The sequence below is a fragment of the Arthrobacter sp. NEB 688 genome (assembly GCF_013201035.1).
Classification (GTDB): Bacteria; Actinomycetota; Actinomycetes; order Actinomycetales; family Dermatophilaceae; genus Phycicoccus.
Window position 1 is genome coordinate 3,080,994 of record NZ_CP053707.1, and the last position, 12,666, is coordinate 3,093,659.

15 protein-coding genes and 1 other RNA gene are annotated in these 12,666 nt (G+C 74.9%); 8 read left to right on the forward strand and 8 right to left on the reverse strand.

Annotated elements, in window-relative coordinates; translation table 11 throughout:
• The first annotated feature begins 29 nt into the window (after positions 1 to 29).
• Genes map through HL663_RS14475 form a run of 3 tightly spaced genes read left to right on the forward strand, consistent with a single transcriptional unit; the run spans position 30 to position 2,146 of the window.
• Positions 30 to 902: a type I methionyl aminopeptidase gene (gene map, locus HL663_RS14465; protein ID WP_173029021.1), complete on the forward strand. Its 873-nt coding sequence runs from the start codon at positions 30 to 32 to the stop codon at positions 900 to 902.
• On the forward strand, positions 899 to 1,678 hold the full coding sequence (gene ppgK, locus HL663_RS14470) for a polyphosphate--glucose phosphotransferase (protein WP_173029022.1): 780 nt from the start codon (positions 899 to 901) through the stop codon (positions 1,676 to 1,678). Before map ends, ppgK begins: the two co-directional genes overlap by 4 nt.
• Before the next feature lie 3 nt (positions 1,679 to 1,681).
• Positions 1,682 to 2,146, forward strand: a complete 465-nt coding sequence (locus HL663_RS14475) for an anthrone oxygenase family protein (protein ID WP_173029023.1) — start codon at positions 1,682 to 1,684, stop codon at positions 2,144 to 2,146.
• A 7-nt stretch (positions 2,147 to 2,153) separates the two neighbouring features.
• Here HL663_RS14475 and HL663_RS14480 read toward each other — a convergent pair whose 3' ends face one another.
• The 4 genes from HL663_RS14480 to HL663_RS14495 form a co-directional block, all read right to left on the reverse strand.
• Positions 2,154 to 2,810, reverse strand: a complete 657-nt coding sequence (locus tag HL663_RS14480; RefSeq protein WP_173029024.1) for an MBL fold metallo-hydrolase — start codon at positions 2,808 to 2,810, stop codon at positions 2,154 to 2,156.
• Between the two features lie 20 nt (positions 2,811 to 2,830).
• Positions 2,831 to 3,532 (reverse strand): cobalamin B12-binding domain-containing protein, encoded by a 702-nt coding sequence (locus tag HL663_RS14485; protein ID WP_173029025.1) that lies wholly within the window; start codon positions 3,530 to 3,532, stop codon positions 2,831 to 2,833.
• A gap of 102 nt (positions 3,533 to 3,634) precedes the next feature.
• Positions 3,635 to 4,016: RNase P RNA component class A (gene rnpB / locus HL663_RS14490), an RNA gene on the reverse strand.
• A gap of 13 nt (positions 4,017 to 4,029) precedes the next feature.
• Complete coding sequence (locus HL663_RS14495) at positions 4,030 to 5,481, reverse strand: RNB domain-containing ribonuclease (RefSeq protein WP_173029026.1); 1,452 nt, start codon at positions 5,479 to 5,481, stop codon at positions 4,030 to 4,032.
• Positions 5,482 to 5,513: 32 nt separating this feature from the next.
• On the opposite strand from HL663_RS14495, the gene HL663_RS19190 reads away from it, so the two are divergent.
• The 3 genes from HL663_RS19190 (at position 5,514) to HL663_RS14505 (ending at position 8,363) form a co-directional block, all read left to right on the forward strand.
• A complete protein-coding gene (locus HL663_RS19190; protein ID WP_216842575.1) occupies positions 5,514 to 6,260 on the forward strand; it encodes a YaaA family protein in 747 nt (248 codons plus the stop codon).
• Positions 6,257 to 7,351, forward strand: a complete 1,095-nt coding sequence (locus HL663_RS19195; RefSeq protein WP_216842576.1) for an ArsB/NhaD family transporter — start codon at positions 6,257 to 6,259, stop codon at positions 7,349 to 7,351. The genes HL663_RS19190 and HL663_RS19195 overlap by 4 nt, the downstream gene beginning before the upstream one ends.
• Positions 7,352 to 7,466: 115 nt before the next feature.
• A complete protein-coding gene (locus HL663_RS14505; RefSeq protein ID WP_173029028.1) occupies positions 7,467 to 8,363 on the forward strand; it encodes an oxygenase MpaB family protein in 897 nt (298 codons plus the stop codon).
• On the opposite strand, the gene HL663_RS14510 is transcribed toward HL663_RS14505, so the two are convergent.
• Genes HL663_RS14510 through HL663_RS14520 form a run of 3 tightly spaced genes read right to left on the reverse strand, consistent with a single transcriptional unit; the run spans position 8,347 to position 10,482 of the window.
• Positions 8,347 to 8,814, reverse strand: coding sequence for an SRPBCC family protein (locus HL663_RS14510; RefSeq protein ID WP_173029029.1), 468 nt, complete (start codon positions 8,812 to 8,814; stop codon positions 8,347 to 8,349). The genes HL663_RS14505 and HL663_RS14510 overlap by 17 nt on opposite strands.
• Positions 8,815 to 8,839: 25 nt before the next feature.
• Positions 8,840 to 10,072 carry an O-succinylhomoserine sulfhydrylase gene (locus HL663_RS14515; RefSeq protein WP_286175664.1) on the reverse strand — a complete coding sequence of 411 codons (1,233 nt, stop codon included), beginning with the start codon at positions 10,070 to 10,072 and terminating at the stop codon, positions 8,840 to 8,842.
• Positions 10,069 to 10,482, reverse strand: a complete 414-nt coding sequence (locus tag HL663_RS14520) for a rhodanese-like domain-containing protein (RefSeq protein WP_173029031.1) — start codon at positions 10,480 to 10,482, stop codon at positions 10,069 to 10,071. The genes HL663_RS14515 and HL663_RS14520 overlap by 4 nt, the downstream gene beginning before the upstream one ends.
• 489 nt (positions 10,483 to 10,971) lie before the next feature.
• On the opposite strand from HL663_RS14520, the gene HL663_RS14525 reads away from it, so the two are divergent.
• The gene (locus tag HL663_RS14525; RefSeq protein ID WP_173029032.1) at positions 10,972 to 11,538 is read left to right on the forward strand and encodes a GNAT family N-acetyltransferase; all 567 of its coding nucleotides are present in this window, start codon (positions 10,972 to 10,974) and stop codon (positions 11,536 to 11,538) included.
• Positions 11,539 to 11,544: 6 nt separating this feature from the next.
• On the opposite strand, the gene HL663_RS14530 is transcribed toward HL663_RS14525, so the two are convergent.
• The gene (locus HL663_RS14530; RefSeq protein ID WP_173029033.1) at positions 11,545 to 12,018 is read right to left on the reverse strand and encodes a GNAT family N-acetyltransferase; all 474 of its coding nucleotides are present in this window, start codon (positions 12,016 to 12,018) and stop codon (positions 11,545 to 11,547) included.
• A 51-nt stretch (positions 12,019 to 12,069) separates the two neighbouring features.
• Here HL663_RS14530 and HL663_RS14535 point away from each other — a divergent pair, with 51 nt between their 5' ends.
• On the forward strand, positions 12,070 to 12,657 hold the full coding sequence (locus tag HL663_RS14535) for a maleylpyruvate isomerase N-terminal domain-containing protein (protein WP_173029034.1): 588 nt from the start codon (positions 12,070 to 12,072) through the stop codon (positions 12,655 to 12,657).
• Positions 12,658 to 12,666: the final 9 nt, after the last annotated feature.

The following is a 12,666-nucleotide window of genomic DNA, read 5'->3' on the forward strand; positions in this document are numbered from 1 at the left end:
GCCGGGGCGCACTGCCTAGACTCCAACCTATGCCCCTGACCCATGCCAGCGTGGCCCCCGGCACGGTGTCGCCGCGCCGCGACGTCCCCGTCGGCATCGCCCGGCCCGAGTACGTCGACCGCCCTGCCCCGCAGCAGTACACGGGGCCCGAGGTCAAGGACGCGGAGACGATCGAGCGGATGCGGGTCGCCGGGCGCATCGCCGCCGACGCGATGGCTGCGGCCGCCGCCGTCATCGCGCCGGGCGTCACCACCGACGAGATCGACCGCGTCGGGCACGCGTACCTGCTCGACCACGGGGCCTACCCCTCGACCCTCGGCTACCGCGGCTTCCCGAAGTCGCTGTGCACCTCGGTCAACGAGGTCGTCTGCCACGGCATCCCGGACGACCGTCGGCTCGAGGACGGCGACGTCGTCAACATCGACATCACCGCGTTCGTCGACGGCGTCCACGGCGACACCGATGCCACCTACCTCGTCGGCGACGTCGACGAGGAGTCGCGCCTGCTCGTCGAGCGCACGCACGAGGCGATGATGCGCGGCATCCGCGCCGCGCGCCCCGGCCGCGAGATCAACGTCATCGGCCGGGTCATCGAGTCTTACGCCAAGCGCTTCGGCTACGGGGTGGTGCGCGACTTCACCGGCCACGGCATCGGCACCGCGTTCCACAGCGGCCTGATCGTCCCCCACTACGACGCGGCCCCCTCCTACGACACCGTCATCGAGCCCGGGATGACCTTCACGGTCGAGCCGATGCTCAACCTCGGCACCCACGAGTGGGAGATGTGGGACGACGGGTGGACGGTCGTGACGAAGGACCGCCGTCGTTCGGCACAGTTCGAGCACACCGTCCTCATCACCGAGGACGGCCCCGAGATCCTCACGCTGGGAGGCGCAGCATGACCACCGGACACCCCCTCGGCATCGACGTCGGCGGCAGCGGCATCAAGGGCGCTCCCGTCGACCTCGAGTCCGGCACCTTCGCCCAGAAGCGGCTGCGCATCGACACCCCGGCGGTCTCGACCCCCGAGGCCGTCTGCGACGTCATCGCGCAGGTCGTCGACCACTTCGACGAGGTCCGCAGCGACTCCCCCATCGGCGTGACGATCCCCGGCGTCGTCCAGCACGGCGTCGTCAAGACGGCGGCGAACATCGACAAGTCGTGGATCGGCTGCGAGATCGAGAAGCTCCTCGAGGACCGCCTCCAGCACGACGTCGTCGTCGTCAACGACGCGGACGCCGCGGGCGTCGGCGAGCTGAACTACGGCGCGGCGAAGGGGCACGACGGCCTCGTCGTCCTCACGACGCTCGGCACCGGCATCGGCACCGCCATCTTCAACGAGGGTGTGCTGGTGCCGAACTCGGAGCTCGGCCACCTCGAGATCGACGGCCACGACGCCGAGACGCGGGCGGCCAGCTCGGCCAAGACGCGCGAGGACCTCAGCTACGCCGAGTGGGCCGAGCGCCTCCAGCGCTACTACCGCGTCCTCGAGGACCTGATCTGGCCGGACCTCATCGTCGTCGGCGGCGGCGTCTCCAAGGACTCCGACGAGTTCCTGCCGCTCCTCGACATCCGCACCCCGATCGTCCCGGCGGTCCTGCGCAACAAGGCCGGCATCATCGGCGCCGCGGTGCTCGCGACGGCCAGCCAGCGCCGCCACGGTCGCCACACCGGCTGAGCCGTGACCGGGACGGGGTGGGTCCTGGTCGTCGCGTCCGTGACGGTCGCGGCGAACGCCGGCGTCTTCGTCGCCTTCTCGACGTTCGTCATGCGCGCGCTCGGCGACCTGCCCGCGGCCGACGCGGTCCGGGCGATGCAGTCCGTCAACCGCCGCGCGCCCACCCCGGCCTTCATGGCGCTGCTCGTCGGCTCGACCGTGCTCGCCGTCGTCGGCGCGGTGGCGGCGCTCGTCTCCGGGGGTCGGGTCGTGCCGGCGGTCGCGGGCGCGGTGCTGGCCGTCGTGGCCTTCGCGGTCACCGGTGTCGTCAACGTGCCGCTCAACGACCGGCTGGAGGCCGCCGACCCCGCGGACGGCGACCGCGCGTGGTCGGCCTACGCCGGCCCGTGGACGCGCGCGAACCACGCGCGCGCCGCGCTGGGGCTGCTGGCCGCCCTCCTGCTCGCCGTGGCCGCCGTCCCCGCCTGAGCCCGGGCTACTCCCCCGCGCGGAACTCCGTCGCGCCCGCCCCGGCGAGGTCGTGGATGCGGGTGTCGGGGCTGCCGAGCTGCCCGGCCTGGCCGAGGTAGAGGGCGCGCCCGCGCGGCTGGAGGAGCCCGTCGTGGACCGGGACGGCGTGGGGCGCCGCGTGCCGGCGCAGGAAGGCGGTCATGTCGCGGCTGCGCGCCCACGGAGCCTGCAGCGGGAAGGCCAGCACGTCGACCGGACCGGGGTCGGCGTCGAGGGCGTCACCCGGGTGGAAGAGCGAGGGCTCGCCGTCGGCGTCGAGCCGCACCCCGACGTTGGGGATGCGGGGCACGTCGTCGTGGATGAGGGCGTGCACCTCGCCGACCGGCGTGACGGTGACCTCGCCGACGCGCGTCGGGCCGTCATGGCCCTGCGCCTCGATGCCGGCGCCCGCGAGGGCCTCGACGCTGCCCGGGTCGGCGAGGACGAGCGCGCGCGGGTTGGCCCCGAGCAGCGCGGGGACCCGGTCGAGGTCGAGGTGGTCCGGGTGCTGGTGCGTCACGAGCACGGCGTCGAGGTCGCGGACGCCGGTGAGGTCGTCGGCGAAGGTGCCGGGGTCGATGAGCAGGCGGGTGCCCGCGGACTCGACGAGGAGGCAGGCGTGGCCGAGGTGGGTGATCCGCATGGGCCCACGCTAGGGGCTGCTCAGCCCAGCGCGGGCTCCGCGTCGTCGTCGCGTCGGGAGCCCGACGTGGCGGCGGCGTCCTCGGCCTGGCGGGGCACGCGCGCGTCGACGAGGTCGGCGGCCGCGACGAGGTCGTCCGGCAGGACCGACACCTCGGGCGGGCAGTCGGTGAGCGCCTTGGCGCCCTCCCCCGCCACGAAGAGGGGGACCGAGCGCGCGAGGCGCACGAGCGAGGGCATCCGCGCGTCGAAGGCGGTGCGGCGCACGCCGGCGAGGACGACGGCGTCGGCCCGCAGGAAGCGCGCGGCCTCGCCGATGGCGGCCATCGGGGAGTTGGCGCCGAGGCTCACCACGCGCCACCACCGGGCGTGGAGCATCGCGCCGAAGAGCTCGAGCGGCAGGTCGTGCAGCTCGCGCGGGGGGCAGGCGAGGACGACCGTGCGTGCCTGCGGCCCCGAGACCGGCAGGCGCAGCTCCCCGAGGACGCCGCGGAAGGCGCTGGAGACGAAGTGCTCGTGGACGACGCCGAGGCGCCCGGCCTCCCAGTCGTCACCGACCTCCTTGAGCACCGGCATGATCACGCCGGTCACCGTGTCGTCGACCCCCGAGACGAGCAGCGCGTCGAGCAGCACGTCGCGGACCGCGCCGCCGTCGAGCTCGCGGGTCGCGGCCATGACGCGCTCTCGCGCGAGACCGAGGTCGATCGCCGGGTCACCGGGCACCGGTACGCCTGCTTTCCGTGGGGGACATCGGCAGCCTAACCTTCGACAGGCCGGGATCCCGCATCGCGGGTCGGGGAAAACCGCTGGTCACAGACCCGCCGGGGGACGAGCCGGGCTGTAGGCCGGGTTCTGTGCCGTGCGCCGTCGCCGGTCGCACGGTGACGGTCATCCATCTCGGGTGGCCGTTGCCGACCACCTCCAGCGCCCTACCCGGATGCTCGGGCGGGCCGCCCTCGAACGCATCCTGTCTGGGCTTGCTCCGGATGGGGTTTACCGAGCCGACCTGGTCACCCAGGCCGCTGGTGGTCTCTTACACCACCGTTTCACCCTTACCGGCCCCGCTCGCGCGCGGCCGGCGGTCTCTTCTCTGTGGCACTGTCCCGCGGGTCACCCCGGGTGGCTGTTGGCCACCATCCTGCCCTTCGGAGCCCGGACCTTCCTCGGCGGCGGGTCTCCCCGCCGACGCGACCGTCCGCCCGGCTCGTCCGCGGTGGAGTCTAGCGGTCGTGGACGAAGGTGACGCGACCCGCCGCGACGTCCGCCGCCTCGAGACGCACCGACACGCTCGAGCCGAGGGCCGCCCGGTCGCCGGTGACCTTCGCGAGGACGGGGAGGTCGACGAGCTGGACCTCCATCCCCTTCTCGAGGTGGTCGACGACGACGGCGTCGAAGCGCTCGCCCACCCGCCCCGAGAGCACGGCCGCCTCGGTGGCGTCGGCGCAGGCCCGCTCGGCCGCCCGCGCCGTGCGGTCGGAGGCGGTCATCAGGCCGGGGACCTCGGGCAGCGCCGCCCTGACCTCCGCGGGGACCTCGGCGCCACGGCACAGCGCCTCGCAGACGACGAGCCCGAAGCGGTCGACGAGGCGGCGCAGCGGGGCCGTGACGTGCGCGTACGGGGCGGCGACGGCGGCGTGCTCGCGCTCGGCCGGCGGCTCGCCGTCGAACGCGGTGTACGAGGCCCCGCGGAAGAGCGAGGTCGCCTCGTGGATGAGCGCGAGGTGGTGCGGGTCGGTGCGGTCCAGGCCGCGCACGAGGTCGCCGTAGGACATCCCCTCGGGCCAGTCGACGCGCAGGCCGCGGGCGGCCCGACGGAAGCGCGCGACCGCCTCGTCGGTCGGCGCGGGCATCGTCCGCAGGATGCCGACGCCGCCCTCGAGCATCATCGAGGCGGCCGCCATCCCCGTCAGGAGGCTCAGCTGGGCGTTCCACTCCTCGGAGGCGACCGGCGGCCGGAACTCGAGCGTGAAGCCGCCGTCGGGGCGCTCGCTCACCTGCTGCTCGGGCATCGGCAGGCTCGCGCCCCCGCGGGCCCGCTCCTGGGCGATGCGTCGCTCCCCCACCTCGCGCAGGAGGACGAGCACCTCCTGCGCGGTGCCGGCGTCGACGTCGGCCTGGACCCCGGCGTAGTCGAGCCGGGCCCGGCTGCGGACCATCGCGCGGCGCACCTGCGAGCCGGTCAGCACGCCGTCGCCGTCGAGGCGCAGGTCCCAGACGAAGGCCGGCCGGGTCTCGCCGGGCAGGAGGCTCGCGGCGGCCTCGGACAGCACCGGCGGGTGCAGCGGCACGCGCTCGTCCGGGCAGTAGACGGTCTGGCCGCGCTCGCGCGTCACGCGGTCGAGCGCCCCGCCCGGCCGCACGAAGAGCGGGACGTCGGCGATGGCGTACCGCACGCGGTGGCCGGCGCCGTCGCGCTCGATGTGCAGGGCCTGGTCGAGGTCCATCGAGCCGGGCGGGTCGAGCGTGACGTAGGGGACGTCGGTCTCGTCCGGGCGCCCGTCGCGGGGGGCCTCGGCCGCCACGCGCTCGGCCTCGGCGAGGGCGTCGGCGGGGTAGGGGCCGTCGAGACCGAGCTCGGCGCGGACTGCTGCGAACCGGTCCCGGAGGGCCTGCTCGACGGTGCGCGGGGTGTCGGCGTCGGTCGGCCGCAGAACGACCCTGGGATGCGGCATGCCAGCCAACCTAACGTCCGTAGGCTGTGCCGGTGCTCATCCTGCTCCCGCCGTCGGAGTCGAAGTGGAACCGTCCCCGCGGCGGCCCGGCCGACCCCGGCACCTGGTCCTTCCCCGACCTCGCACCCGCCCGCTCCGCCGTCGCCCGCGACCTCGCCGCGGTGAGCGCCTCCCCCGACGCGGCGGCCGCGCTGGGCGTCTCCGAGGGCCTGCTCGACGAGGTCGCCCGCAACCTCGCGCTCGACCGCCTGCCGGCGACCCCGGCGGCGCAGGTCTACACCGGCGTCCTCTACGACGCCCTCGACCTCGCCTCGCTCGACACCGCGGCCCGCCGGCGCGCCAACCGCTGGCTGGTCGTCGTCTCGGCGCTGCACGGCGCCGTCCGCCCGACCGACCGGATCACCGCCTACCGTCTCTCGATGGGCGTGACGCTGCCCGAGGTCGGTGCGCTGGCGTCGTACTGGCGCCCCGCCCTCGAGGCGCCCCTGACCGAGGCGGCGGGCCGCGGCGCGGTCGTCGACTGCCGGTCGGCCGCCTACGCCGCGGCCTGGCGCCCCGGCCCCGGGGTCGCCGAGCGGTGGGTGCAGGTCCGGGTCCCCGGGGCGAGCCACATGGCCAAGCACACCCGCGGCCTCGTCGCGCGGCACCTGTGCGTCGAGGGCGTCGCGGCCCGCTCGGTCGCCGCCGTCGCCGAGGTCGTGGCCCGGGGGTTCGACACCGAGCTGCACGAGCCGGTGCGTCGCGGCGCGCCGTGGGTGCTCGACGTGGTCGCTCCGTGACCGGCGCCGAGGCCCTCGACCTCGCCGGCCGCCTCGGCCCCGTCGTCGTCTTCCTCCTCGCGATCACCGTCACCGCCGAGCTCGCCGAGCGCGCCGGTGTCTTCGACGTCGCCGGTCACGCCGTCGCGCGGATGGGGGGCGGTCGGCGCTGGGTGCTGTGGGTCCTCTTCTCGGTCTTCGCCGTCGGCGCGACCATCGTCCTCTCGCTCGACACGACGGCGGTGCTGCTGACCCCCGTCGGGCTGGCCATCGCGGCCCAGGTCGGCCTCGACCCGCGGCTGCTCGCCGTGACGACGCTGTGGATCGCCAACACCGGCTCGCTGCTGCTGCCGGTCTCGAACCTGACCAACCTCCTCGCCCTGCACACCCTCGGCCGCTCCGGGCTGGGGCACACCGACTTCGTCAAGGCGTCGTGGGTGCCGGCCATCGTCGCGGTCGTCGTGACGCTCGCCCTCGCCGCGCTGCTGCACCGGCGCAGCCTGCGCGGCACCTACGACGTCGCGCCCCCGGCCGAGCCGCACGACCTCGTGCTGCTGCGCGTCGCCGCCGTCGTCTGCGTCGTGCTCGGGCCGCTCTTCGCGCTCGGCACCCCGCCCTGGCTCGTGTCGCTCGTCGCGGCGGCCGTGCTCCTGGCCACGACGTGGTGGCGAGGCCGCTCGCTCCTGCGCGAGCTGCCCGTCCCCTGGCTGATGGCCGCCGGCTTCGTCGTCATCTCCGTCGTCGTCGAGCTGCTCCAGCAGCGCGGCCTCTCCGACCTCGTGACGGGCGCCCTGCCCGCCGGCACCGGCGCCGGCGCGCTCCTCGCCCTCGCGGGCGCCGGGGCCGGGCTCTCCAACGTCGTCAACAACCTGCCGGCGTACCTCGCGCTGGAGCCCGCCGCCTCCGGGTCGGTCGAGCGGCTCGTCGCCCTCCTCGTCGGCACCAACGCGGGCCCGCTCGTCACGCCGTGGGCCTCGCTCGCGACGCTGCTGTGGATCCAGCGCTGCCGGGCGCGCGGTGTCGTCGTCCCGTGGCGGTGGCTCGTCCCCGCCGGGCTGGCCTGCGCGGTGCTCGTCGTCGTCAGCGCCACGCTGTCGCTCACCCTCGTCTGAGCCGACCGGCCGGCGGCACAACCTTCGACAGCCGGAAGCGTGGGGGTACCCGCGGCCGTTGGGCGGGTAGGAAGAAGGTCCCGGGCGTCGTGGCGCCCCCGACGGACGGAGGACGATGAGCGTCGTCGACGACATCGGCAGGCAGGCACAGCGACGGCTCGGCAACGCGTTGCGGGCCCGGGTGGCCGGCGACGACGCGTCCGAGCGCGCGGCGGTCATCTGGGGGCGCGTCGGCGAGCGCCGGTTCACCCCGGACGACCCGGTCTGGCGGGTGCACGCCGACGCCTCGATGTTCCCCGGCGGCGTGGGAGCGCTGCTCCTGCAGTCGCTGCACCCGTCGGCGATGGCCGGTGTCGCGGGGCACAGCGGCTACCGCGGCGACCCGTGGGGACGCCTGCAGCGCACCTCGCACTTCCTCGCGACGACGACCTTCGGGACCGTCGAGGACGCCGACGAGGCCGTCGCGCGCGTCCGGGCCATCCACGAGCGGGTGCGCGGCAAGGACGACGACGGCGTGCCCTACCGCGCGTCCGACCCGGACCTGCTGTCGTGGGTGCACGTGGCCGAGGCCTGGAGCTTCCTGACGGCCTACCAGCGCTACGCGTCGACCCCGCTCGACCCCGACGAGGCCGACGCCTACGTCGAGCAGTCCGCCGTGGTCGCGCGCCTGCTCGGGGCCGACGCGGTGCCGACGGACGTCGCGGGGCTGCACGCCGCGCTCGAGTCCTACCGCCCGGTGCTGCGGGCCACCGACGCCGCGCGCGACGCCGCCCGCTTCCTGCTGCTCGACCCGCCGCTGCCGTGGACGCAGCGCGCGGGCTACGGGCTGCTCGCGTCGGGCGGGGTCGCGATCCTGCCCGACTGGGCCCGGCGCGAGCTGCGGCTGCCGGTCCACGGGCCGGTGCGGGGCGCCGCCGGGGTGCTGGGGCTCGTCGGCACCAAGGCCGTCCGCTGGGCGATGGCCGGCGTCGCCGAGGAGCGACGCGTCGAGGGGCTCAGCCCGTCGTCGTGACGAGCGACTCGATGCGCTCGAGCGTCGCCGCCATGTTCTTGCGGGTCATGCCCTCCATCCGGCGCACGAACGGCTTGCTCACCGCGGCCTCCTCGGAGATGTCCCAGGACTCGGTGACGAGCGTGCCTCCGTCGACCGGCTCGAGCTCGTAGCGCCAGATCCGGCCGCCGACGACCTTGCCGGCCGGGCCCGACGCGGTGGTCTGCCACGCGATCCGGCGGTCCTGCTCGAGCTCGATGACGGTGTTGAGCGTCGAGTACGCGAAGCCGATCTTCATGTCCATCCCGAAGCGGTCGCCGAGGCCGAGGCGGCGCCCGCCGCTGCGTGCGCCCTGCACCGAGCCGCCGCCGTCGATGCGCGAGTGACCGGCCGGGTCGGCGAGCAGCGCGAAGATCGGCTCGGGGGCGGACGGGATGAGGCGCTGCACGGAGACGACGTCGCGGGAGGTCATGCTCCGGACGCTAACAGCCTGCGGGTCACCGGGTGCGCGTGGCCTCCGCTGCCGCGAGGGCCCGGTCGAGGTCCTCGACGAGGTCGTCCGGGTCCTCGAGCCCGAGCGAGACGCGGATCGTCCCGTCGGTGATGCCGACGGCCGCCCGGTCCTCGGGCGAGAGGCGGCGGTGGGTCGTCGTCGCGGGGTGCGTCGTCAGCGACTTGGCGTCGCCGAGGTTGTTGCTGATGTCGACCAGGCGCAGGGCGTCGAGGAACGCGAAGGCGGCGTCCTTGCCGCCCTCGACCTCGAGGGTGACGACCGTCCCGGCGCCGCCCTCGAGCTGCCGCAGGGCGAGCTCGTGCTGCGGGTGGCTCGGCAGGTGCGGGTAGACGACCCGGACGAGGCCCCGCCCGTCCTGCCGCCACTGCTCGAGGGCCTCGGCGGCGCGCAGCGCGGTGCCGGCCATCGCGCGCACGCGCAGGTCGAGGGTCTCGAGGCCCTTGGTCATGATCCAGGCGTTGAAGGGCGACATCGCCGGCCCCGTGTGCCGCATGAGGTTCTTGACCGGGCCCTCGACGAACTCCTTCGGGCCGAGGATCGCCCCGCCGAGGGCACGCCCCTGGCCGTCGATGTGCTTGGTCGCGGAGTAGACGACGACGTCGGCGCCGTGGGTCAGCGGGTGGCTGAACACCGGTGTGCCGAAGACGTTGTCGACGACGACGGTGGCCCCGGCGGCGTGGGCCAGCTCGGAGACGGCCGCGATGTCGACGAGCTCCTGCATCGGGTTGCTCGGGGTCTCGAAGAAGACGGCGGTCGTCGGGACGGCGAGGGCGTCGCGCCACTGGTCGAGGTCGGCCCCGTCGACGAAGACGGTCTCGACGCCCCACCGCGGCAGGATCTCGTCGAGGATGACGAAGCAGGAGCCGAAGAGCGCCCGGGAGGCGACGACGCGGTCGCCGGCCCCGCAGAGCGCGGCCATCGCCGTGAAGACGGCCGACATCCCGGAGGCGGTGGCGAAGCACGCCTCGGCGCCCTCGAGGAGGCGCATCCGCTCCTCGAACGTCGTGACGGTGGGGTTGCCGTAGCGGCTGTAGATGTAGTGCTCGACCTCGTCCTTGAACGCGGCCTCGGCCTGCGCGGCCGACTCGTAGACGAAGCCCGAGGTGAGGTAGAGCGCCTCGGCAGTCTCGTCGAAACCGCTGCGCTGCAGGCCTCCTCGGACCGCGAGGGTGCGCGGGCGGAAGGTCGGGGTGGCGTCGGGGTCGGGGGCGCTCACCGCTGGCTCCACGGCAGGCCGTCGACCTTCCAGCCGGAGACGTGGCGGTGGCCGGCGTGGTCGACCGGGCCCTCGAAGCCCTCGAGGACGTTGTAGGCGGGGCCGAGGCCGGCGGCCGTGGCGGCCTGCGCGGCGGCGACCGAGCGGACGCCGGAGCGGCAGAGGAAGTAGACGGGGCGGCCCGGGGTGACGCCGGCGGCGCGCAGCTCGTCGACGAAGGACTCGTTGAGGGTGCCGCCGGGGAACCGGCTCCACTCGGCGAAGACGACCTCGCGGCCGGCGCCGGCGAGGTCGGGGACGCCGACGAACGACCACTCGGCGCTCGTGCGGACGTCGACGAGCACCGCGTCGTCGGGTCCGGTCACCGCGGCGTAGGCCTCGGGCGGGGTCACGTCTCCTGCGTACGTCATGCCCACGAGGGTAGGACGGCCGCCGCTCCCGCCGCGCGACGTCTCAGCCCTCGCCGGCCCCGCTGTCGGGTCGATGTGAAACCCGACCACCAGACGGTTCTGTTTCACCTCGACCCGATGGTCCAGTCTCCGGGTCGAGGTGAAACCCGACCACCACACGGTCCCCTTCCACCTCGACCCGATGGCCCCGTCTCGGGGTCGAGGTGAAACCCGACCACCACACGGTCCCCTTTCACCTCGAACCGACCGGCTCTCTCGATGGCTGGGGGGTCCTGCGGCCGCTGCCGGCTGCTCCACCCCGTGCGGCAACCGGGACGAGCGGTCGGACCGCTCGTCATGACTGCGTCAGAGGGTGGGGCGAACGGCAGCGGGTCGAGGACCTCTCCATCTCGGGCGCCCACCGCCGCGGGAGGCGTCAGACGGCCGAACGTCCGGGGACGAGGGGAACCCGGTTGATCGCGCGGCCGCCCGGCGGGGAGGCTGTCGGTCATGACCTCGAGCTCCCCGTTCAGCGTGAAGCCCACCCTCCGCGGCGAGCTCGTCACGCTGCGGCCCGTCACCGGGGACGACGCGGCGCTCCTGGACACGATCGTCCGCGAGGACCCGGAGGTCGCCCGGCTCACCGGCTCGGTCCACCGCACCGGCGAGGCGGTCCCGCCGATGGACCCCGCCGAGCTCCGCGGCATCTACGAGCGGTGGGCCACCGCCGACGACCGCCTCGTCCTCGCGGTGCTCGACAACGCGTCGGGCGCCGTCGTCGGCGAGGTCGTCCTCAACGACTGGGACCCCGGCAACCGCTCCTGCGGGTTCCGCACCTTCGTCGGGCGCGAGGGACGCGGCCGCGGCCTGGGCACCGAGGCCACCCGCCTCGTCGTCGAGCACGGCCTGCGGACGATGGGGCTGCACCGCATCGAGCTCGAGGTCTACGCCTTCAACCCGCGCGCCCGGCACGTCTACGAGAAGGTCGGCTTCGTCCACGAGGGGACCGGGCGCGACGCCCTGCGCTTCGACGACGGCTGGGTCGACGTGCACCGCATGGCGGTCATCGGCGACTGACCCGCGTCAGGGCAGCGGCAGCTCGAACCGTCGCAGCGCCGGGTGCGGCGGGAACAGCGACCACGACACCTCGTCCGTCGCCCGCCAGCCCCTCCGCTCGTAGAAACGGATGGCCCGCCGGTTCTCCTCGAACACCCGCAGCCACGCCACGGGATGTCCGTCGGCGGCGATCGCCGCGACCACCTCGTCGTGCAGGCGTCCCGCGAGGCCGCTCCCCCACGTCGCACGGGCCGTCCCGAGGTGGAACAGCTCCGACCCCCGCACCGCCGCGAACCCGACGAGCACGCCGCCCTCGAGCGCCGCGAACGACCGGATGCCGGGGTCCGCGAGCTCGTGCACCCAGCGCGAGCGCACCTCGGCGGCCGGGAACGGGTGGGTCTTCTGGGGGAAGATGTGCCCGAGTGCGGCGACCGCACCCTCCTCCTGCAGCGGCAGCAGGTCGTCGAGGTCCTCGGGGGTCAGCGGTCGGGTCAGGGACATCGCGGCGAACCTACCCGCCCCCTCGGACCCGCGCGCTGCGAGGGTGGACGGGTGACCACGCTCACCGTCCCCCACGACGAGGGTCTCGCCGCGTTCCGCGAGTCGGTCCTCGCCGTCGTCGACGCCGTCCACAGCCTCCCGGAGCCCGAACTCTTCGAGCCGTCTCGGTGCGCGGGGTGGACCCGGTTCGACGTGGTCGCGCACGTCCTGGCGGGATGGGAGGAGCTGCTCGGTGGCTTCGCGCGGCCCGCATCGGGCCCCGCCACCGTCGATGCGGCCGGCTACTGGGCGGCCTACGCCCGCGCCGGCGTCGACGCCGACCCCGTGCTCGTGCTCATGGACCAGCGCCGGCGGACCGACGCCCACCGGCGCCCGTCGGCGGCGGTCGCCCGGCTCGTCGACGTCGCCGACCAGGCCGTGGCCGCCGCGACGTCGCTCACCGACGGCCACCACGCGTTCCAGGGCCACGTGCTGACCAGTGGCGACCTGCTGGCCACCTGGGCCGTCGAGGACGTCGTCCACCTCGTCGACCTCGACGTGGGGGCCACCCCGCCCGCGTCCGCCCTCGACCTGGCGCGCCGGACCGCCGAGGCGCTGCCGCGCGCGGCGGTGCCCTGGGACCCCGCCGCGCTCGGCTAGAGCAGGCTC

What these genes read in the sequence shown, in the direction of transcription:
- map (WP_173029021.1), top strand. Translation starts at nt 30, where the DNA reads ATGCCCCTGACCCATGCCAGCGTGGCCCCCGGCACGGTGTCGCCGCGC.
- ppgK (WP_173029022.1), top strand. Translation starts at nt 899, where the DNA reads ATGACCACCGGACACCCCCTCGGCATCGACGTCGGCGGCAGCGGCATC.
- HL663_RS14480 (WP_173029024.1), bottom strand. Translation starts at nt 2,810, where the DNA reads ATGCGGATCACCCACCTCGGCCACGCCTGCCTCCTCGTCGAGTCCGCG.
- HL663_RS14495 (WP_173029026.1), bottom strand. Translation starts at nt 5,481, where the DNA reads ATGCCGCATCCCAGGGTCGTTCTGCGGCCGACCGACGCCGACACCCCG.
- HL663_RS14505 (WP_173029028.1), top strand. Translation starts at nt 7,467, where the DNA reads ATGAGCGTCGTCGACGACATCGGCAGGCAGGCACAGCGACGGCTCGGC.
- HL663_RS14510 (WP_173029029.1), bottom strand. Translation starts at nt 8,814, where the DNA reads ATGACCTCCCGCGACGTCGTCTCCGTGCAGCGCCTCATCCCGTCCGCC.
- HL663_RS14520 (WP_173029031.1), bottom strand. Translation starts at nt 10,482, where the DNA reads ATGACGTACGCAGGAGACGTGACCCCGCCCGAGGCCTACGCCGCGGTG.
- HL663_RS14525 (WP_173029032.1), top strand. Translation starts at nt 10,972, where the DNA reads ATGACCTCGAGCTCCCCGTTCAGCGTGAAGCCCACCCTCCGCGGCGAG.
- HL663_RS14530 (WP_173029033.1), bottom strand. Translation starts at nt 12,018, where the DNA reads ATGTCCCTGACCCGACCGCTGACCCCCGAGGACCTCGACGACCTGCTG.